Source organism: Hymenobacter algoricola, assembly GCF_039539525.1.
Classification (GTDB): domain Bacteria; phylum Bacteroidota; class Bacteroidia; order Cytophagales; family Hymenobacteraceae; genus Hymenobacter; species Hymenobacter algoricola.
On the sequence record NZ_BAABDH010000039.1, the window covers coordinates 63982 to 83664 of the forward strand.

At 60.8% G+C, this 19683-nt stretch carries 18 protein-coding genes; 4 read left to right on the forward strand and 14 right to left on the reverse strand.

Features of this window, described 5'->3' with window-relative positions; translation table 11 throughout:
- Positions 1 to 10 precede the first annotated feature (10 nt).
- The 12 genes from recJ to pdhA all read right to left on the reverse strand — a co-directional run bounded on the left by recJ (position 11) and on the right by pdhA (position 14817).
- A complete protein-coding gene (gene recJ, locus ABD842_RS11170; protein WP_345113528.1) occupies positions 11 to 1735 on the reverse strand; it encodes a single-stranded-DNA-specific exonuclease RecJ in 1725 nt (574 codons plus the stop codon).
- A gap of 406 nt (positions 1736 to 2141) precedes the next feature.
- Positions 2142 to 3989, reverse strand: a complete 1848-nt coding sequence (locus ABD842_RS11175) for a tetratricopeptide repeat protein (RefSeq protein WP_345113531.1) — start codon at positions 3987 to 3989, stop codon at positions 2142 to 2144.
- A gap of 215 nt (positions 3990 to 4204) precedes the next feature.
- Positions 4205 to 6331, reverse strand: coding sequence for a peptidylprolyl isomerase (locus ABD842_RS11180; protein WP_345113534.1), 2127 nt, complete (start codon positions 6329 to 6331; stop codon positions 4205 to 4207).
- A gap of 132 nt (positions 6332 to 6463) precedes the next feature.
- Positions 6464 to 6754: a hypothetical protein gene (locus ABD842_RS11185; RefSeq protein ID WP_345113537.1), complete on the reverse strand. Its 291-nt coding sequence runs from the start codon at positions 6752 to 6754 to the stop codon at positions 6464 to 6466.
- A 10-nt stretch (positions 6755 to 6764) separates the two neighbouring features.
- Positions 6765 to 7337: an LPS export ABC transporter periplasmic protein LptC gene (gene lptC / locus ABD842_RS11190; RefSeq protein WP_345113540.1), complete on the reverse strand. Its 573-nt coding sequence runs from the start codon at positions 7335 to 7337 to the stop codon at positions 6765 to 6767.
- Between the two features lie 13 nt (positions 7338 to 7350).
- Positions 7351 to 8655: a BamG family beta-barrel-assembly machinery protein gene (gene bamG / locus ABD842_RS11195; RefSeq protein WP_345113543.1), complete on the reverse strand. Its 1305-nt coding sequence runs from the start codon at positions 8653 to 8655 to the stop codon at positions 7351 to 7353.
- Positions 8656 to 8692: 37 nt separating this feature from the next.
- Positions 8693 to 9436: a type III pantothenate kinase gene (locus ABD842_RS11200; RefSeq protein ID WP_345113546.1), complete on the reverse strand. Its 744-nt coding sequence runs from the start codon at positions 9434 to 9436 to the stop codon at positions 8693 to 8695.
- Between the two features lie 100 nt (positions 9437 to 9536).
- Positions 9537 to 11441: a pseudouridine synthase gene (locus ABD842_RS11205; protein WP_345113548.1), complete on the reverse strand. Its 1905-nt coding sequence runs from the start codon at positions 11439 to 11441 to the stop codon at positions 9537 to 9539.
- Between the two features lie 168 nt (positions 11442 to 11609).
- On the reverse strand, positions 11610 to 11993 hold the full coding sequence (locus tag ABD842_RS11210; protein ID WP_345113550.1) for a TraR/DksA family transcriptional regulator: 384 nt from the start codon (positions 11991 to 11993) through the stop codon (positions 11610 to 11612).
- Positions 11994 to 12248: 255 nt separating this feature from the next.
- Positions 12249 to 12725 (reverse strand): 6,7-dimethyl-8-ribityllumazine synthase, encoded by a 477-nt coding sequence (gene ribH / locus ABD842_RS11215; RefSeq protein WP_345113553.1) that lies wholly within the window; start codon positions 12723 to 12725, stop codon positions 12249 to 12251.
- 91 nt (positions 12726 to 12816) lie between these two features.
- Entirely contained in the window at positions 12817 to 13590 is a 774-nt protein-coding gene (locus tag ABD842_RS11220; protein ID WP_345113556.1) for a tetratricopeptide repeat protein, read from the reverse strand.
- Positions 13591 to 13644: 54 nt separating this feature from the next.
- Complete coding sequence (gene pdhA, locus ABD842_RS11225; protein ID WP_345113559.1) at positions 13645 to 14817, reverse strand: pyruvate dehydrogenase (acetyl-transferring) E1 component subunit alpha; 1173 nt, start codon at positions 14815 to 14817, stop codon at positions 13645 to 13647.
- A 64-nt stretch (positions 14818 to 14881) separates the two neighbouring features.
- Between pdhA and recF the strand changes: the two genes are divergently transcribed.
- The 3 genes from recF (at position 14882) to ABD842_RS11240 (ending at position 17280) form a co-directional block, all read left to right on the forward strand.
- A complete protein-coding gene (recF, locus tag ABD842_RS11230; protein WP_345113561.1) occupies positions 14882 to 15991 on the forward strand; it encodes a DNA replication/repair protein RecF in 1110 nt (369 codons plus the stop codon).
- A 102-nt stretch (positions 15992 to 16093) separates the two neighbouring features.
- Positions 16094 to 16411, forward strand: coding sequence for a DciA family protein (locus ABD842_RS11235; protein ID WP_345113564.1), 318 nt, complete (start codon positions 16094 to 16096; stop codon positions 16409 to 16411).
- Between the two features lie 308 nt (positions 16412 to 16719).
- The gene (locus ABD842_RS11240) at positions 16720 to 17280 is read left to right on the forward strand and encodes an acyl-CoA thioesterase (RefSeq protein ID WP_345113567.1); all 561 of its coding nucleotides are present in this window, start codon (positions 16720 to 16722) and stop codon (positions 17278 to 17280) included.
- Between the two features lie 91 nt (positions 17281 to 17371).
- Here ABD842_RS11240 and ABD842_RS11245 read toward each other — a convergent pair whose 3' ends face one another.
- Together ABD842_RS11245 and ABD842_RS11250 are read right to left on the reverse strand one after the other, a co-directional pair.
- Positions 17372 to 17758, reverse strand: a complete 387-nt coding sequence (locus tag ABD842_RS11245; protein ID WP_345113569.1) for a helix-turn-helix domain-containing protein — start codon at positions 17756 to 17758, stop codon at positions 17372 to 17374.
- A gap of 363 nt (positions 17759 to 18121) precedes the next feature.
- On the reverse strand, positions 18122 to 18898 hold the full coding sequence (locus ABD842_RS11250; RefSeq protein WP_345113572.1) for a glycerophosphodiester phosphodiesterase family protein: 777 nt from the start codon (positions 18896 to 18898) through the stop codon (positions 18122 to 18124).
- Between the two features lie 160 nt (positions 18899 to 19058).
- Between ABD842_RS11250 and ABD842_RS11255 the strand changes: the two genes are divergently transcribed.
- Positions 19059 to 19655: a DUF2939 domain-containing protein gene (locus ABD842_RS11255; protein ID WP_345113575.1), complete on the forward strand. Its 597-nt coding sequence runs from the start codon at positions 19059 to 19061 to the stop codon at positions 19653 to 19655.
- Positions 19656 to 19683 lie beyond the last annotated feature (28 nt).

Below are 19683 nucleotides of genomic sequence, written 5' to 3' on the forward strand. Positions count from 1 at the left end.
CTTCTCTCCCCTACTCCACCCAGCGGATATCCTTTACCCGCAGCTGCAGGCTTTTCACACCCCGGTACTCGTTGATTTCGATGGTGTAGCACACGTTGAAGGGCGCGCCCTGCAGGATTCGCTCGTGGTACTCGCCCAGGCCGAAGCCGATGGCGTCGATGGTGTGCTGGCCGTCCTGGGTGAGGGCCAGCTTGAGGTGGGAGTTGCCCACGATGCGGGCCGAGTTGGTGGCCGCGTACACCTTTTCCGACTCAAACACCGGGTTGGGGTTGCCGGGGCCGAAGGGCTCCATCTGCTGGAGCAGCTTGTAGAAGCTCGGCGTAATCTCGCTCAGGGGCAGCACCGCGTCGATTTCCACCGGCGGAATCATCTGCTCGGGCAGGATGCGGCCGGCCACGATGCTCTCGAACCGGGCCCGGAACTTGTCCACGTTTTCGATGGGCAGCGTGAGGCCGGCGGCGTACATGTGGCCGCCGTACTGGTCGAGCAGGTCGGCGCATTCCTCGATGGCCTGGTGCACATCAAAGCCCACCACGGAGCGGGCCGAGCCGGTGGCCTTGCCGTTGCTCTGGGTCAGGATGATGGTGGGGCGGTAGTACTTGTCGAGGCAGCGCGAGGCCACGATGCCCACCACGCCCTTGTGCCAGTCTTCCTTGTAGAGCACCGTGGAGTGGGCCGTGCGGTGGGTGCTGTCCTGCTCAATCATCTCCAGCGCCTCCTTGGTGATGCTGGTGTCGAAGCCGCGGCGCTCCTGGTTGGTTTTATCCACCACCCCGGTTTTCTCAGTAGCCTCTTCCTTGGTGGCGGCCAGCAACATGGCCACCGAGCGTTTGGCGTCGCCCATGCGGCCGGCGGCGTTGATGCGGGGTGAGAAGCCGAACACGAGGCTGCTGATGTTCAGCGGCCCCACCCCTAGCCCGGCCAGCTCACGCAGGGCATCGAAGCCCGGGCGCTGGTGGTAGGCCGGGTCGTTGAGCAGGCGCAGGCCATGGTAGGCCAGGGTGCGGTTTTCACCCACGATGGGCACGATGTCGGCGGCGATGCTCACGGCCAGCAGGTCGAACATCTCGTGCAGGGGCGCCTCATCGAGCCCCTGGTTTTCGCTCAGGGCCTGCATCAGCTTGAAGCCCACCCCGCAGCCCGACAGCTCCTTGAACGGGTAGGCGCAGTCGGCGCGCTTGGGGTCGAGCACGGCCACGGCCGCGGGCAGCTCGGCGCCGGGCAGGTGGTGGTCGCAGATGATGAAGTCGACGCCCTTGGTGTTGGCGTAGGCAATCTTATCCACCGACTTCACCCCGCAGTCGAGGGCAATGATGAGGGCGTAGCTGTTGTCGGCGGCGAAGTCGATGCCGGCCTCGGAGATGCCGTAGCCTTCCCGGTAGCGGTCGGGAATGTAGTAGTCGATGCGCTCGGGGCCGAACAGCGGGAGCAGAAAGGAATACACCAGGGCCACGGAGGTGGTGCCGTCTACGTCGTAGTCGCCGAAGACCAGCACTTTCTCGCCCTCGTGCAGGGCGCGCACGAGGCGGGCCACGGCACGGTCCATGTCGCGCATCAGCAGCGGGTCGGGCAGGGTGGTGAGGGCGGGGCGGAAGTAGGCGTAGGCCTCGTCGTAGGTGCACACGCCGCGCTGGCAGAGCAGGGCCACAATGGCTTCATTCACGCGCAGCGCACTGGCTAAGTGGCGCACTTTCTCCGCGTCGGGCGCGGGCTTGCGAATCCATCGTTTTTCCATAATCTCGGCGGGATACCCTCTCTAGGCAATACCTCCAAAAGTAAGCAGAAAACGGCGGCTCTACGGTCTGCGCTTCCCGGTCGGGGGCTGAATGCGTACGTTTGCCCTCCCGCTTCCTTTCGTAAGTCTCTATGAACAAGCTACGCGCCTTTTACCAGCAATACAAGCAGTATATTCTCTCCGATGGGCTGATGTACCTGGTCTTTTTCCTGGCGCTGGCCCTGATGTTCCTTTTCTTCGGGTAGAGCCGCACAGTTGTTTTACCCACCGCTTTCGTTTTATTCGTCATACCGAGCGCAGCCGAGGTATCTCGCGTGGCGTCGTTGAGTTACTACTCCAACGTCAGCACGCGAGATACCTCGGCTGCGCTCGGTATGGCGTTCCTTGCTATTTGCTCAATGCCGTTCTAATTCACCACGTCGCCGCGGAGTTTGCGGAAGCGCTTGCGGGCTTCGGCCACGTAGATGCTGCCGGGGTACTTGGTCAGCACCTGGTTGTAGAGCTCCTGAGCTTTTTCGCGGTCCTGCAGGTTTTCCTCGGTGATGCTGGCGGTCAGAAACAGGGCGTCGTCGCTGAGCACGTCGTACTTGGGGTTGGCGGTGATGCGCTGGAGCGTGGCGAGGGCGTCGGGGTAGTTGCCCATGCGGCGCTGGAGCTGGGCCTTCAGGTACCAGGCATCATCCGACAGCGCGTGGCCGGGGTATTTCTGCAGCAGGTTATCGAGGCCCTTCACGGCCTCGGGCAGGCGGTTCTGGAACACGAGCAGCTCCACCTTGGAGTAGTCGCGCAGGGCCACGCCGGAGGTGTCCATGGCGGTGTTGTCGGTGATGAGCAGGCTGAGCTGCATGGCGTCGTTGGCAATTTCGCGGCTGGTGGCCTCCTTCAGAATGTCGAGGTGGCTTTTGGCCAGCTTGAAGTCGCCGGCATAGTAGCTCAGGCGGGCGTTGCGCAGCTTGGCGTCGTAGCCCACCGGCGTGTCCTTGTGCGACTTCTCCACCTGCGAGTACAGCAGCGTGGCTTCCCAGGGCTCACTGCGCAGCAGGTAGATGTCGGCCAGATTGATTTTCGCTTCGTCGACCACGTCGAGGCCGGCGCGGGGCAGGGCAATAACTTCCTGCAGCAGCGTCATGGCCTTGTCCTTCTCATCGAGCTGAAAGGCGTGGAGCGCGGCCATGCTGCGCAGCATGCCGGCCGTTTCGGGCGTCCTGCCCAGGTCGGTCAGCACCTGCTGGTAGTCGGCTATCAGGCTGCGGATTTTGGCCGGGTCCACGGGGTAGGTGTTGCGCACCTGCTCCTCGCGGGTCTGCACCAGCCGCTGCCGCGCCGGACCGTAGAACTGCCCGCCGCGGTACTGTTGAATCACGTACTCGTAGCCGGTAATGGCCGTTTCGTAGTCCTTGTTGCGCTGGGCAATGGCGGCCAGCTCCAGCACCCGCAGGCCGTCGGTACGGGCGCGGCGGTCCAGGGCCTTGGCCTGCACCAGGGCGCCGCCGAAGTCGTGGCGCTGCACCTGCAGCCAGAGCAGCAGCTCACTGTTGACGGGCCGCTCGGGGTATTTCTGCACGTTCGTTATCAGGATGCGCTCCAGGGCGTCGAAGTCCTTGTCTTCGCGCAGGCTGTTCTGCAGCATGTTGCGCACGAAGGGCAGCTGCTGCTCGTCCTGCTGCACCAGGCGCAGGGTCTCGGTCATCACCTTGTCGGTCTGCCCATCCTGGGTGTAGAGCTGGATCAGCTGGGGCGCAAAGTCAGTTTCGCTTTTGGCCAGCTCCCGGCCGCGCAGGTAGGTTTTCTCGGCCCACTGGGGCAGCTTGCGCCGCCCGAACTCGGTAGCCACGGCCAGCACCTGCCCGGCGGAAGTCTGGCTCACCACCCGCTCGTACTGCTTGTCGGCGGCGGCCTGGTCGCCGGCAGTGGCGTAGAGGCTGCCCAGGGCCACGCCGTAGCCGACTTCCTCCGGATGCTGGCGGATACCTTTTTTCACCAGCTTCTCGGCGTCCTTGTAGCGCTTCAGGTTTTGCAGCACGGTCAGGTAGTCGGGCAGCACGTTGGCGGCCAGCTGCTCATCGGCGCGCAGGCGACCGAAGAGGAAAGCGGCCTTCTCGTTTTCCCCCTTGCGGGCATACTCGTGGGCCAGGGCAATGCCGCCGCCTTCATCCTGGGCCTGACCAGGCAGCGGGACGGCGCCGAGCAGCCCGCAGCTCAGCAGCAGGGCCAGATGGTACTTACGGAAGCGAAGCAGCAGGAACGGACGCATAGCAGGGGAAGTCCGGTGAGAGGTAGCGGAAGGTAAACCAACAACGGGCCGGTTTCATTGCAGGCCAGCCGGGAAAAGCGGACCCGGACCAGAACATTGGGCGGTGCGGGCCGCCCGACCAGGCGGGAGGACATACGCCAGAGGCGGCCAGGGCCCAAACAAAAAGGGCTGCATCCCGAAGGTACAGCCCTTTTTGTTTGGCTAAGCGCGGTGGCTTAGAAGAACTTGGTGCGGTTGTCTTTGATTTCGGCTTTGGCCTTCACGGCTTCGTAGGTGGCGCCATCGACGCGGGCCGTCCGCTGGGCCGTGAGCTGCTGCCGCAGCGTTTTCACATCCTGGGGTGCGGTGGCCGGTACGATGCTGCCGCCTTCCAGAATCAGCACGCCCTGCTCGCCCTGAATCGGGGCCGACTTCTGGCCGGCTTTCAGGCCGAAGGCTTTGCCCAGCGCCACCGGCTCACCGCCGAGGCCCTGGATTACGCCCGTGCCGAGCACGGCGTCGTTGGCCGACTTTACCTGGGCGGTGGCGCCGTAGGCGGCGGCCATCTGCTCAAGGGTGCCTTTCTTGCCTTCCAGCTTGGCCATGATCTGCTTGGCTTTCTCCTCGTTGCGCACGGCCGCCGTCAGCTCCGGCTTCAGGCTGACCACGTCGGCCGTGCCCTTGGCCCGCTCGCCGGTGAGGGCCGCAATGACGTACTGGTCGTTGATTTCAAATATGTCGGAAACGTCGCCCACCTTGGTTTCTTTGCCACCCTGGCCGGCCCCGTAGGCCCAACGCACCAGCTCGCGGGCGTTCTGCAGGCTGTTTACGGCCCGGTCGCCGCGGCCGAGGCCCTTGGCTTCCTGCTTGAGCAGCGTCTTGTCCTTGGTCACCAGCTTGCGGAATTGCTCGAGGTTGCCAGCCTGGCCCTTCAGCTCCTGCGCTTTGGCGTAGGCCGTTTCACGGGTGGCATCCGAGGACACGATGTTCTTCTGCACCGCGGCAATCTGGAAGGTCTGGTTGGTCTTCGGGGCCGTGATTTTGATGATGTGGTAGCCGAACGAGGTTTTGGTCAGCGTGGGCAGCAGGCTGGCCGAGGTAGCGCCGAACACGGCCTTCTCGAACTCGGGCACCATGCGGCCCTGCGTGAACCAGCCCAGGTCACCGCCCTGCTCCTTGGTACCATCGGTACCGAACTGCCGGGCCATGGCGGCGAAGTCGGCGCCGGCCTTGAGCTTGTTGAGCAGATCCTGAGCCTGGGTTTTGGCCTTGGCATCGGCTTCCGGCGTGGTGCCTTCGGGCTTGATCAGGATGTGGCTGGCGCGGGCCGAAGCCTGGGCGCCGGCTTTCTGACCGGTTACCTTGAAGATCGAGTACACGCCATTCTCGGCGTAGGGGCCATAGACCTGACCCACGGTCAGCGGCTGCTGGCTGCGGAGCTTCTCGGGCATATCGGCCGGCGACACGTAAGCAGCGTTGTAGGGCTGGTCCGAGTTGAGCTTCACGAACAGCGAGTCAACCGGGGCGGTACGGAACTGGGTCGTCAGCTCATCCACCGTTTTGCGGACGCTGGCGCTGTCTTCCATCGAAGCCGTCACCGGAATGGTCACGTACTCGATGCTGCGGCCATCCTCTACTTTGTAGCGGCCCTTGTTCTTGTCAAGGTAAGCCTGCAGCTGCTCGTTGCTCACCTTCACCGCCGAGTCGGAGATGGAGAAGTAGGGCACGAACAGGTAGCGGAAGTTGGCTTTGGTATTCTGGTTTTCGCCAAACTGCTTGGCTTCCGCCGTCGTCACGTAGGTCGACAGCTTGAGCAGGTTGTTGTACTTGTTGCCGAGGCGCTCGGGGCCGAGGTTGGCTTCGAAGCTGCGGAAGGCATCCTGGGTTTGCGGGGGCGCCTTGTCGAGGTTGCGCAGGTAGTCAATCACCTTGGCGCGGTCAAACTGGCCGGTCTTGGGGTCGGTAAACGCCTGCTTGATGCTGGGGTGAATGTTTTTGCCCTGCACCATGTCAGTCAGCTCGTCGTCCGAAACCTTCAGGCCCAGCTTGTCAAACTCCTTGGAGAAGGCAATGCGGTAGATGGTCTGGTTCCAGGCCTGGTCGCGCAGGTAGCCCATGGTCTGCTCGTCGGGCTGGCGGCCCTGCTGGGCAACAAACTGCTGCTTGGCCTGCTCAACGGCGATGTTGAAGTCGTTGTACTCTACTTTCTCGCCGGCGACTTCGCCCACGACGTTTTCATTGCGGTTGAACAGACGGTTGTTGCCGCCGATCAGGTCGCCTCCGACGATAAAAAGCAGCAGTCCGATGGCGACGATGCCAACAGCCCAGCTCGATTTTTCCCGAATCGTGTTAATTAATGCCATTTACTTGAAAAAAAGCGCGGTAAGAAAAGTAGAAAGAGGCGCAAAATAACCAGAATCCGCCGGACATTCAAAGCCGCCCGGATACAAGAGCGCCCGGCGGCGGGTCCGGGCGGGCAAGTTTCAGGCAGAAAGCTAGTTCCGGCGCTTGTTGCGCGGGTTGGGTTTGTTCGATTTACCGGGATTTTTCGGCGCGGCCGGCGGCTGGGCCAGAAAGTCGCGCTCTTTTTCCCGCTGCTTGAGGTAGCGGTAGTACATGGTGCAGGCCAGCGAAATCATGAACAGCCAGTAGTTGCGCTGCAGGCTTTCCAGCGGCACCTTGGGGTTGTTTTCGACCAGGGTCTGGTACACGCCGATGACGAACGTGACCACGCCCACCGAAAACAAAATGGTGCGGCCCATACCCGGGGCCAAAATTCGGTTCATAGCGGCGGCGTTAAGGCTTGGTTTTCGACTGGTCGAGGGTGAAGATTCCTTCCGGCTTCATGATGCGGTAGCGCGAAAAGTCCTGGTTGGCCGTCAGGCCGTAGCCGGTCAGCACCTCGGTCAGGGTTTTGACGCGCACAAACATCTCCGGCTTAGTGTAAATCTGCGCCTTGGCCTTGTCGTAGAACACTTCTTCGGTGTTCATCTGCTGCTGCTTGGGGTCGTTTTTCACCTGCACGTCGCCGCGCACGGTATACAGGTTCTTGTTCTTCTCGAACTTGCCGTATCTACCACTCAGCGTGTTGACCACCGTGCGGCCGCCGTCGCCGTAGAAAACTACCTTTACCCCTTTAGGATACACCTGGTCGCCGGTTTCGAAGGTTTGCTCCAGCGGCGACGTGAGGCGTACCTGCAGCTGGGCCGAGTCGCTGATCAGGGTCAACACGTCGTTTACCTCGATGGTAGGGCCCTTGTACACCATCTTTTGGGTGGCCGTCGCGTCCTTTTTGCCGCAGCCCACGCTCAGGCCCGCCGCCAGCGCGACCAGCAGAAACAGCCCAAAACGGTTACGTGGGATTGGCATAACGGGGACCGGATTACTCAATCTGGCGCTTGATAAACCAGCGGTTGTTCAGCGTGACGCCCAGCTGCAGCTTCAGGTAGTCGTCCTTCACGTTGTTCACGGTGCGGGTTCCCTGCGCGTCGTTCAGCAAGTACGTGTCCTTGTTGCCGCGCTGCCCGTAGGTGAAGGCCAGCCCGATAACGGTGGCGTCCAGCGGGGTGGCACTCGGCAGCGGGAAGGCAAAGCCCCAGCTCACCGAGCGGTCGTAAATCATCTGCCCGTTGGGCTGATACGGCATCTGCGCCGCCGTCAGCCCCACGCGGTAGGTTACCCGCTTGAAGTAGTTTTCTACGGCCGTAGCATCGGGCGTGTACTCCCCCCCCACGCCCACGCGGAGCGTGTTGCTGAGCGTGGCGGTGGTAGCCGAGCCCGAAAATGCCCGGTACTTGGACCACTGCTGCTGGGCCACATCCAGGTTGGCGCTCCAGTTGCGGTTGTTGTCGAGGCTGATGCCCACCTGGGTCAGCGCCGGAATGATGGCCTTGCCTTTCTGATCCACCAGCTCCATCATCTGGTCGAAGGGCAGCTTGAAGCCGGTTACGTCTTCCCGGTCCTGGGTCAGGCTGCGCGTGCCGCTCAGGTCGGTCTGAAAGCTGTAGACGCCGGCCAGGTTGTAGTTGAGCTTCTCGGTTATCTTGCTCCGGTAGTGGGCGGCGCCGCGAAACGCAAAGTCCGAGTAGTGTAGTTGCTCCCGCCGCACGACGCGCGTAATATTCTCGGTGATATCAGTCGGCTTGACCACGGCCGTGCTGGTCGACAGGTCGATGCTGCCAAACACGTAGGACGCCGTGGCCCCGACCGAAAAGCCTTTGCCAATGCGGTAACCCTGCGACAGGTAGGCTTCCGACAGGCCGCCTTTGCCTTGCTCGTTCACGAAGGAAATAGCCTTGTCCGGGTCGTTGATTACCGCGGCCTGGGTGTTGGCCTCAAAATCGACGGAGGTGAACGGCTTCAGCCCTACCGCCGCGCCCCAGTTTTTCGACAACGGCACCGCCAGCGCCAGGTAAGCCAGCGAGGCGCTGCCCGTACGGTTCGACTGGCTTACCGTATGCAGCCGCCGAAACAGGGCGTTGAAGCCCGCTTCGTAGGTGGTGCGGGTAGTATAAGCCAGCATGGCCGGGTTCAACTCGTTGACGTTCGAGGTATTGGGGGCAGCCAGTCCAATGCCGCCCATGCCCTGCTGACGGACGCCGCCAACGTTGCCCGTAAAGTCGCCCAGGCCGACCCGCGAGTACGGCGAGTTGCCGAGGCCCTGCCCCTGCGTATGGGCGGCAGCCAACAGGCTCAACAAAGTCAGCCCCGCGAGGCCCGCAAATTTAGTTCTCAACATTATGCACCAGTATTCGGTGAAGCCCGAGTAGCACGAGCTCCGGAATGACAAAGATATGGCCTTTCAGCCGGGGTTGAAAAAAGGGAGCGTCGCCGCCCGCCAGCACCACCGCCAGCCGGGGGCTCAGCGCCTGGTATTGTTCGATCAGGCCATTGACCTCGGCCGCGGCCCCATTCAGTACCCCGCTTCGGATAGCCGACGGCGTATCGGTCCCAATCAGGTCTAGTGGCGTGGCCACCGCCGCTGGCATGTCGACCAACGGCAAACGGCCGGTAAGCTTGTGCAGGGCCTCAAAGCGCATCCGCAGCCCCGGCGCAATACTGCCGCCCCGGAACGTGTGCCCGCCTTCCACCCAGTCGCACTTGATGGCCGTGCCCGCATCCACAATCAGCGTGTCGTGCTGCGGCCGCAGCCACGCCGCGCCCACGGCCGCAGCCAGCCGGTCGGCCCCCAGGGTCCGGGGACTGGCGTAGGCGTTGCGGATGGGCAGGCGCGTAGTGGCCGGCCCGAACTCCAGCACCCGGCCTTTCAGCAGCGGCTGCAGCCGGGCCGCCCAGGCGGCGGTTGGCTCGGCTACCGATGCTACCAACACGTGGTCGGGCCGGAGCCGTTCCACCGTGGCCGGCATCTGCTCCAGCGTCAGGCCCGCGGCGGTTTCCTGCAGCCCGTTTGCTTCGAAGCAGCCGTATTTCACGGCCGTGTTGCCAATATCGAAGACCAGGGTGCGCATATTGGAAACAGGAGTTACAAGCTGATAAGGCCGGGGCTGAAAAGAGCTGCTGCCAACCATCCAACTCCAGGAGTCGACTGATTGGCAGCAGGTTGCTTGCTTACATGAAATACTTCAGCCGGATAACTTCTTTTTCGGTCAGGAAGCGCCATTTGCCGCGGGGCAGGTCTTTCTTGGTCAGGCCGGCATACTGCACACGGTCCAGCGCCACTACCTCGTAGCCCAGGTGCTCGAAGATGCGCCGCACGATCCGGTTGCGCCCCAGGTGCAGCTCAATGCCCACGAAGTGCGCATTGCCCGCCACGATGGCCACGTCGTCCACATCAGCCTTGCCGTCTTCCAGCTCCAGGCCTTCCGAAATCTGGCGCAGGTGCTCCTCGGTCAGCGGCAGGTTCAGCTCCGCCTGGTAGATTTTCTTGTTTTTGTGCGAAGGGTGCGAGAGTTTCTGCGCTACTTCCCCATCGTTGGTGAAAAGCAGCAGGCCCGTCGTGTTGCGGTCCAGCCGCCCCACGGGGAAGATTCGCTCCCGGGAGGCCGTAGCCACCAGATCCATTACCGTTTTGCGGCCTTCCGGATCTTCCGTCGTGGTGATAAAGTCCTTGGGCTTGTTGAGCAGCACGTACACCTGCTTTTCACGATTCAGATTGGTCTTGCCGTACTGTACCGTATCGGTGGGCTGCACCTGGTAGCCCATTTCGGTTACCACCTCGCCGTTTACCTTGATTTCGCCCGCGGCAATCAGCTCGTCAGCATCCCGGCGGGAGCAGATGCCCGCATTGGCGATGTAGCGGTTCAGGCGCACCGAGTCCGACTTCTCTTCCTCGCGGCGGCGCTTGTTGCCGCGGGTTTTGTCGTCTTCGTAGTGCTTCAGGTTCGTGTACGAGGGTGCCTCGCCGGCTACCTCGCCCCGCTTGGGCTTGTCGGCCCGGTTGGTGGTAGCAAAGCGCTTGTCGGAGCTGGGGCTGATGCGCGGCGTCCGGTCACCGTAGGGCTTGGCCTCGTCGCGCTGGTCGTCGAAGCGGCGCGGCGCGGCATTACGGTCGGCGTAGGTTCCGCGGTCAGCGGGCTTGCTGCCAAAGGCGGGCCGCTCGCCGAAGCTGCGGCTCCCACTCTCGCGGCGCTCCGGCCGCTCGCTGCGGTCAGGGCTACGGCTGCGGTCATCGTCGCGGGTAAACTCTTCCGGCGGCTTGCGGAAATCAAACGGCCGGGCCGCACGGATAGCCCGGTTCGGGCCCAGGTCGCCATCCCGCTCGAAGCTTTCTACGGGTGGTAGAGTGCTTGGCAGGGGCTGGCTGGTGCCGGACTCCTGCTCAAAGGGACTCGCTTTTTTAAATTTGCGATTCCGCTCTCCGTGCTCGCCGCGCGGCACGGCGGGCTTGCCTTCCTGGCGGTACGGCTGCCCCGGCCAGTTGGCCTTCGGCTCGTATGCCCGGGCGGGGCGCACATCGCGCGGCGCCCGGTCCCGGTCGCCGGAGTTGCTGCTACGACGGTCATCATCACCGCGGCTTTCGAAGCGGCGCGGGGCCTCGCGGTCAAACGAGCGGGGTGGGCGGCTGTCCTGGTCCCGGTTGAACGGGCGCGCCGGGCGGCTACCCGCATCACGGCTGCCGTACGAGGGCCGGTCACTGCCTTCGCGGTTGAAGGGCCGCCGGTCGTTGTCGCCGTCGCGGCGGGGGGCGCTGGAGCTACCGCGGTTGCCCGCGCCCTCGCTGCGGTTGAAGCCCCCCTGGGAGCCGAATTTCTTCGGCCCCGAATCATTGCCGCCAAAACGCTTAGCCCCCCCAAATCCGCCGCCCTCGTTGGGCCGGCTGGCCGGACGATCAAACGACGGACGCGACGAGGAGTCGCGGCCCCGGGGGCCTTCACTGCCGAAGCGGTTGCCGCCGGTGCTGCCTTCAGCGGGCCGGGGCGAGAATTTGCGGGGGCCACCGGCGTTGCCGGCGGGCCGGGAGTCCGAGTTGTTGCGGCGTTCCGGCTTATCGCCGGAGAAGTGCTTCTTGCTCATGGTTGCAAGGAAAAAGTGCCGTATCGCTACGGTACGAATGAAAACTAAAATTCAAAACAAGAGCGGAGCTGCTCTAACGAGCTACCCCGGAAAACAGTGCCCGGACCAGCGACCCAGCCCAAATGAGCCGGCCGAAAGTCCGGGCAGAATGTAAAAGCCGTAGCGGTGTTAGTCGCGGCGGGCCATTTTGGCTTCGATGGAATGCTGCGTGTGCGGCACGGCCCGCAGGCGCTCCTTCGAAATCAGCTTGCCAGTACCGATGCATACCCCGTAGGTTCCGTTTTTGATGCGGATAAGGGCATTTTCGAGCTGCTGGATGAACTTCATCTGGCGCGAGGCCAGCTGGTTCAGGCTTTCTTTTTCGGCGGTGTCGGCCCCGTCTTCCAGCACCTTCGACGAAGATGCCGTGTTGTCGGTGCCCGAATCGTTGCGGCGGCTTAGTGTTTCCTTAATAAAGGTCACTTCCTTCCGGGCAGCGGTGAGTTTGTCCTGGATAATATCCTGAAACTCAACCAGTTCTTCCCTGGAATACCGTAGGTTTTCTTCACTCATGCTGGTTCAGAGAAAAATTTAACGTATTGAAGGTTAGTTACTTGCCTGGGATGACAACGAATGCAAGCTTCCCGAATGGCTTCCCAACACGCCGCCAAACAGATTAGTTTGTTGGTTCGCGGGCGTGGAAGTGTCGCTGCGGTTCAGCTTCCGGCCCCGTTCCGTCCGGCATGATTCGGCCGCAAAGCTACGCTTTTGTCTGGTAACGAACTATGATTGACCTTCTCCGGGGGTCCTGCTCGGCAAGCTGGCCGCTTAGAAACCCAGCATGTGAATGGCCGCTACGGCTCCTTCCACGCCCTTGTTGCCGTGCTTGCCACCGGCCCGGTCCCAGGCCTGCGCCAGGGTATTGGTCGTCACCAGCCCGAAGATAACCGGCTTGTTGAACTTCAGCCCCACGTTGGTGATGCCGCTGGCTACGGCGTGGCAGATGTAGTCGTCGTGCTTGGTTTCGCCCTGGATGACTACGCCCAGGCAAATGACGGCATCAATTTCCTCGTGCTGGGCCAGCAGCTGGGCCCCCAGGGTTAGCTCGAAGCTGCCGGGCACCGTGTTGCGGAAGATGTTTTCTTCCTTGGCCCCGTGCTTGAGCAGGGTTTCGTAAGCGCCCTGGCTTAGCACATCGGTGATTTCACGGTTCCACTCCGCCACTACAATGCCGAAGCGCTTGTCGGAAATATCAATGAAGTGGTCGGAGGTGTAGTCGCTCAGGTTTTTGAGGGAGGTAGCCATCAGGAATCGTTAAAGAGTCGGGGTTCTAAATAAAAAAGAAGCTGCGCCTCCCCTTGCGGAAAAGCGCAGCTTTCTTGGCTAGGCGGTTGGCTTACTTGCCAGCCAGGCCCTCAGCGCGCGCCTTGAACTGCTTGGCTTCAGCAGCCTCGGCCGAGTTCTGGTAGTCGGTCAGGATCTTGTCGTAGGCCGTTACGGCCCCGCTGTAGTCCTTGGCCATTTCCCGGGCCGTGGCTTCCTTCAGCAGGTAGCCGGCCGAGAAGAACTCGTTGGCGTTGTGGTTGGCGGCTTTGTTGTAGAAGTCGGCCGCTTCCTTGTATTTGTTCAGCTCCATGTTGGCATCTCCCAGCAGGGAGTAGGCGCGGGCCTGCACCAGCAGGTCATCGGAGCTGAAGTCTTCCAGATAGTCAATGGCCGCCTGGTACTGGCCTTCTTTCAACGAGGCCACGCCCGCGTAGAAGTTGGCCAGGTTGCCGGCCTTGGTGCCGCTGTACTCCGCTGCTACGGCTTCGAGGCCGTCGTACTGGCCGTCGCCTTTCATGGCTTTCTTCATCGAGTCGGCCTCCCAGTAGTTCACCGCCTGGAACATGGCGGCCTGCCCCTTCTCGTCCTGCGATGTCCGCCAGGTGTAGTAGCCAAAGGCGCCTACCACGGCCAGTACCACCAGCGTCAGCACGCCCAGCAACACGTTCTTGTTGCGGCGCAGGAAATCCTCCGACTCCACCAGCCGGGTGGCCAAGGCATCCGGATCTTCAAACAGCGGATGCTCGGGCGAATACTCGCCGGTGGGCTGATTGGGGTCCGCGGGCACCGGTTGCGGCTGAGGACGGTTTAGCGGGCTGTTGCGCGTGTTAGGAATCTTTGACATTACTGTTGATTTCGGGAAAGACGACCACAAGGCCGGGTAAAGGTCACCGCAGGGTTAGTCGCGGATGTAAGGATAGTCCTGCTGCACATACACGTCCTTGTAGAGCTCGTCGGCCGTTGGATACGGCGAGGTTTCGGCAAACTCCACGGACTCGTTTACCTGCGCCTTGATCTTCTCGTCAATGGCTGCCAGGTCTGCTTCCGTCGCCATGCCGTTGGTCAGAATGGTGTGGCGCACGGCTTCGATGGAGTCGCGCTGGCGGTACTCCTCCAGCTCCTCCTTGGTACGGTACTTGGCCGGGTCACTCATGGAGTGGCCTTTGTAGCGGTAGGTTTTGAATTCGAGGAAGGTCGGGCCTTCCCCGGCGCGGGCGCGTTCGGCGGCGCGGGCTACGGCATTATGGATGTCTTCCACGTTCATCCCGTTCACCGGCTCGGAAGGCATATCGTAGGCCTCGCCGAGGGTGTAGAGCTCCGTCACGTTCGACGTACGCTGCACCGAGGTACCCATGGCGTAGCCGTTGTTTTCCACCACGAAGATAACCGGCAGCTTCCACAGCATGGCCATGTTGAACGCTTCGTGCAAGGCTCCCTGCCGCACGGCACCGTCGCCCATGTAGCAGATGCAGAGGTTGCCGGTCTTGTTGTACTTCTCGGCGAAAGCCATCCCGGCCCCCAGCGGTACCTGGGCGCCGACGATGCCGTGACCACCCACGAAGTTGACGGCTTTATCGAACATGTGCATCGAGCCGCCCTTGCCCTTGGAGCAGCCGGTTGCCTTGGCAAACAGCTCCGCCATGATGGCGTTCGGCGAAGTGCCCAGCGCCAGCGGGTGGGCATGGTCGCGGTAGGCGGTAATCCACTTGTCGTCTTTGGTGAGGGCCGACACGGCGCCGGCTACGCAGGCTTCCTGGCCAATATAGAGGTGGCAGAAGCCCTTTATTTTCTGCTGGCCGTACAGCTGACCGGCCTTCTCCTCAAACTTGCGCATGAGCACCATCTGCTCATACCAGCGAATGTAGGTCTCCTTCGGAAACTCCGGCTTGGCCGGGCTCGTAGCCTGGGGGGCCTCCTGGGAGTCCTTGGCTTTGCCGTTGGAGGGCAATACCGGGTCTGGCTGCTTCACCGTCTTGGTGCTGGCAGTGGGTGTAGTTGAGGTCTTCTTAGCCGACGACTTACTCGTCGAATTGGAAGGTTTTGAAGTAGCCTTTACTTTCGTCTCCGCCATCGTGCTCGGTTGTTCGCGTTTGGGATGCGAAAGTACGTAAAAGGATTGCAATTCCGAACCCCGAATGATTCTTGAAAACCTGCATCTGCTGTTCTTTAAAAACTACGACGAGGCCAACCTGCGGTTCTCCCCGCACATTAATTGCTTCATTGGCGACAACGGCAGCGGCAAAACCAACCTACTTGACGCTATCCACTATCTGGCCCTGACCAAGAGTGCCTTCACTGCCGCCGACGCCCAAAGCATCAAGCAGGGGGAAGAGTTCTTCGTGGTGAAAGGCCGGTTCTGCGTGCCTCCCGACGACGTCCGCGACACGATTCAGTGCAGCCTGCGACTGGGGCAGAAGAAGGCGGTGACCCATAACAAGCAAGCCTACGAGCGTATCTCCGACCATATCGGCCGGTTTCCCGTCGTGCTTATTTCTCCCTACGACACCGACCTGATTCGGCAGGGCAGCGAGGAGCGGCGCCGGTATTTCGACAGCCTGATTTCCCAGCTCAACCACGAGTATCTGGAGCTACTCATTTCCTATAACCATATCCTACGGCAGCGCAACTCCCTGCTCAAGCTGGCCTACGACCGGCAGGGCTACGACCGGGATTACCTGCTGGTACTCGATGAGCAGCTGGCGCCGGCCGGCGAGCAGCTGGTGCAGCTGCGGCAGCAGTTTCTGGCGGAGTTCACTCCTATCTTTCAACGACACTACCAGCAGCTGGCCGATGGCCGGGAAGAGGTAACGCTTGAGTATAAGAGTCAGCTGCCCGGCGTCGACTTTGCGCACCTTCTGCGCACGGTGGAGCGCAAAGACTTAGCGCTGCAGCGCACCACTGTGGGCCCGCACAAGGATGACTTCATCTTCCTGATGGACGCGGGCTCGGTCAAAAACTTCGGCTCCCAGGGCCAGCAGAAATCCTACGCCATTGCGCTTAAGCTGGCGCAGTTCGAAATTCTGGCCGAGCGCAAACAGCACAAGCCGCTGCTGCTGCTGGATGACATCTTCGACCGGCTGGATGAAAAGCGAATTACCCGGCTCCTGCAACTCGTGGCCGAACGCACCTTCGGCCAGGTATTCCTGACTGATACCCACCTCGACCGGACGGACCGCGTACTGGCCAACCTCTCCGAACAAATCAGCCGCTTTCGGGTAGAAAACGGAACCGTCACCGCTCTTTAGCCGGCTTACCGCCTATCTTTACCAGGACCCGCTCCTGTAGTTAAGCAAGCCTATGTTTAGGCCTCGGCACCTCAGCTTCGCGCGTTAGTATACCGCCCCGTTTTGAAAAAGCACAGCAACTCTGAAAATTCCCGACAGGCAGATATCGTCTCCCTGAAGGACGGCATTACGGCTTTGCTCAAAGCATACCGCTTACAGGGCAAGCTCAACGAGGTGACGGTTGTATCCAGCTGGGAACGAATCATGGGGAAGGCGGTGGCGCTGAAAACGCAGGAAATCTACATTAGCCAGGGCAAGCTGTTTGTCCGCCTCAGCTCGGCGCCTCTTAAGCACGAGCTGGTGATGGCCAAAACCCGCGTGCTGGAAATCATCAATGCTGAGGTAGGGGAAAAGGTGATTCAGGAGGTAGTATTTCTCTAGTCATAAGAACCGCCTGCCTAGCACCTCGCTGCGCCACTACTATCCGTTACCTGTCCTGAGGCATTCCCGACGCCCTGCTCTGGCAACAGCATTAGGCCTATCCGTTTCTCTGTTGCCCTGCCTGTACCCACCGGGTTTGGTGAAGAACGTGGGTTGACCTGTCTGGCCACTCCGTATTTTCTGCGGGCTGGGATGTCAGGACTAGCCACGCTTTCCGCGGCGCGCTATACTATTGAGAAGCGCAGTCTGCAGGCTTGATTCTGGCCCGGGCTTTTGCCGACTCATTTCAGCACCCAACTCCTCTTATAATGGATTACCCCAAACCTGATTTCCGCCCGGTGTCCTACTCGCGGGTCACGCTCACCGAACTGATGATCCCGACCTATGCCAACTTCGGCGGCAAGATCCACGGAGGCATTCTCCTTTCCCTGATGGACAAGGTAGCCTACGCTGCCGCCTCCAAACATGCCGGATCCTACTGCGTGACCGTAAGCGTAGACGGAGTAAACTTTCTCCAACCGGTCGAGGTGGGTGAGCTGGTTTCCCTGCTGGCCTCAGTCAATTACGTGGGACGCACTTCGCTGCTAGTAGGCATAAAAGTCATTGCGGAGGATGTGCGCAGCGGCTTGGTCAAGCACACCAATACGTCCTACTTCACGATGGTTGCCAAGGACGACAGTGGCTCCCCTACCCCGGTCCCGGGCCTTTCTCTGGAGAGCCCGGAAGACACTCGTCGCTTCGTGGAAGCCATCAAAAGAAGGGAGTTCAAAGAGCGTTACCGGCTGGAGTTCGACTCGGCCGTTTCGACGCTGGCAGTCCCGCTCGAACTGCACTTGCTAGCGCAGGAGCGGTGTCAAATAGCGTACTGATTTCGCTACTCTACTGCTCTTCTCGAATTGGCTACCAGCAACGGACTGCCACTATAGAAGTGACAAAAATGTTTCACGTGGAACATTTTTGTCATTTAGGACCATACACTTTCAGGAGCAGGTCGTTATAGGCTTCCAGCAGGGCTATATACTTGTTTTGGAGCGCCGTGAGCTGTTTAACCGGGTCACTATCTGTAACCTGTAAAGCCATCGAAGCACGTGTAACATTGTTTACACCAACATTTGTTACAGTTACGGGAGTAAATGGTAATACGGTTTGTTGTAAAGATGTAAAGTCGCCAGAAAAGTCGTGTCCGATAATATCCCCAATACGCTTTACGAAAGCGTAATCAAGTGTCTCATCCTTGAACTTGCGGTAGATGGTAGGGCGCGTAATTCCAAGCTCATCGACAATCCGGGTAATGGAAATACCGCTGTTTTTGATGGTTTCTTGAAGGATTTCGCCCTGGTGTGGCATAGAGAGGCACTTGTAATTCTTTCGGTTGGTAAATATGCCACATATGTATCAATGGTGCAAATACGTCCGCGTAATACAGTATACACTACACGAGGTGACACAACACCGAATGATACAATTGATACACTTTACATTAATCACGTTACACGGCTATTGTAACACTACAAAAAGCGGACAATACGTTACAGCTTTACAAAACACCTGATAACAGGTTCTACAAAGCGTCAGCCGCACATTGGCTCGTAAAACACCCGGCTTCGCACAACCACTCAACCAGGCAGCCGGACCGAAAACCAACCAAAGTGGTTTCCGATCCGGCTGCCTTGGTTTGACCCTCTCCTGCGGAGTGTACCTGTCACCTGTTCANTCGCCTGGCTGGTTGATCGTCCAGGGGATTACACGCACTCCCTGAGCATGCAGGCAGCCCACCAGATCGGCAGTGACCAGGGGATAGTACGGGCCGTAGATTTCAGGCGTAAATCCCAGTTGGGCAACGTGCTCCTCGTACGGGATTTCGTCTTCGACCAGCAGGCAAACCGGTAGGCCCGCAGCCTGGTGCCGGACTTGCTGCAGGATGCGCCTATCGAATGACAGAACCGTCGTGCGGGCCAGCAGTTGCTCCTGCCCTAGAACGGCCAAAACCTGTTCTACAAAAGCAGGCGGCGCAGGATGAAACACGTTGTCGCCCGCCGGCGTCGACTTGATTTCGATGCTGTAGCGGATGGCCGGGCGGCCCAGCCTACTAACCTCCTGCTCGACCTGCTGCAGCACCTCCCGCAACAGTGGTTTGTAAGCCGCTAGTAGCAGCTGGTGCGGGAAGGCAGGGTGCGGCGTGAGCCCACAATCGCAGCGCCTGATTTCAGCGTAAGGCATCCGGTAGAGGTTGTGCTCGGCTTCACTGCCGGCCGCTACGGGCTGGCCCAGCGCATCGCGGCACAGCGGCGACAGCCACGGCTCATGCGACACCACCACCTCGCCATCAGCGGAAATGACGACGTCCATCTCCAGCACATCGACGCCGAGTTCGAGGGCATGCAGGAAAGCGGGCAACGTATTTTCGGGCCGCAGGCCACGGCAGCCGCGGTGGCCGTGAATCTCGGGGCGGACAGGGGCAAGAATGGGAGCGTGGGAATGATTCATAGTGAGTAAGGCATACGTGGGTGCGCGGCGAACAGGACAGTTCAGGCTTCCGAAGATGGTTGACAATGCCGTTTCTGGGGGCGGAGTTAAAAGCGGTATTTTGCGTCCGTAATCACTCTTTCAGACACTCTCCAAAATGAAAAAAGTCATCCTTCTGCTTGTGCTGACCGCTTTGGCCATTGGCGGCTATCTGTTTTACCGCAGCTTCACCACCGGACCCAAGTATTCGCTGATGCAGGCAGCCAAGGCCACGCAGACGCACGATATGGCCAAGTTTGAGCGCTACGTAGACGTGACCAGCGTGACGGGCAGCCTGGTTGATCAGGTGGCCGCGCAAAGCTCGGCCCTGGGTCTGATTCCCGGCGGCTTTGCCTTCCGGGGGGCGCTGCAGCTGATCAAGCCCCAGCTGGCCAAGGCCGCGCACAAGGAGCTGCAGACCTACATCGAAACCGGCTCGGTAGAAGCAGCGGCCGCCGCGCAGCCGAAGCGGGCCGTCAAGGTGTCGATGCTGGGCCTGGCCAGCAAAGTGGTGAACCCGGACAGCAAGTTCAAAGACGTGAAATACGTGAACGAGCAGGGCGACCAGGCGCTGGTCGGCATCGAATTCACCCAGCCCAAGTACGACACCACGCTGGTGGTAGAGCTCAAGATGCGCGACAAGGGCGACCACTGGCAGGTGACGGAAATCACCAACAGCGGCGAGCTGCTCAAGCACGTGGCGCGGCTGGAGAAGCAGCGGCGGCTGGGAGGTAAGTAGCCCGCCTGCTACTCCTCATAAAACAAAA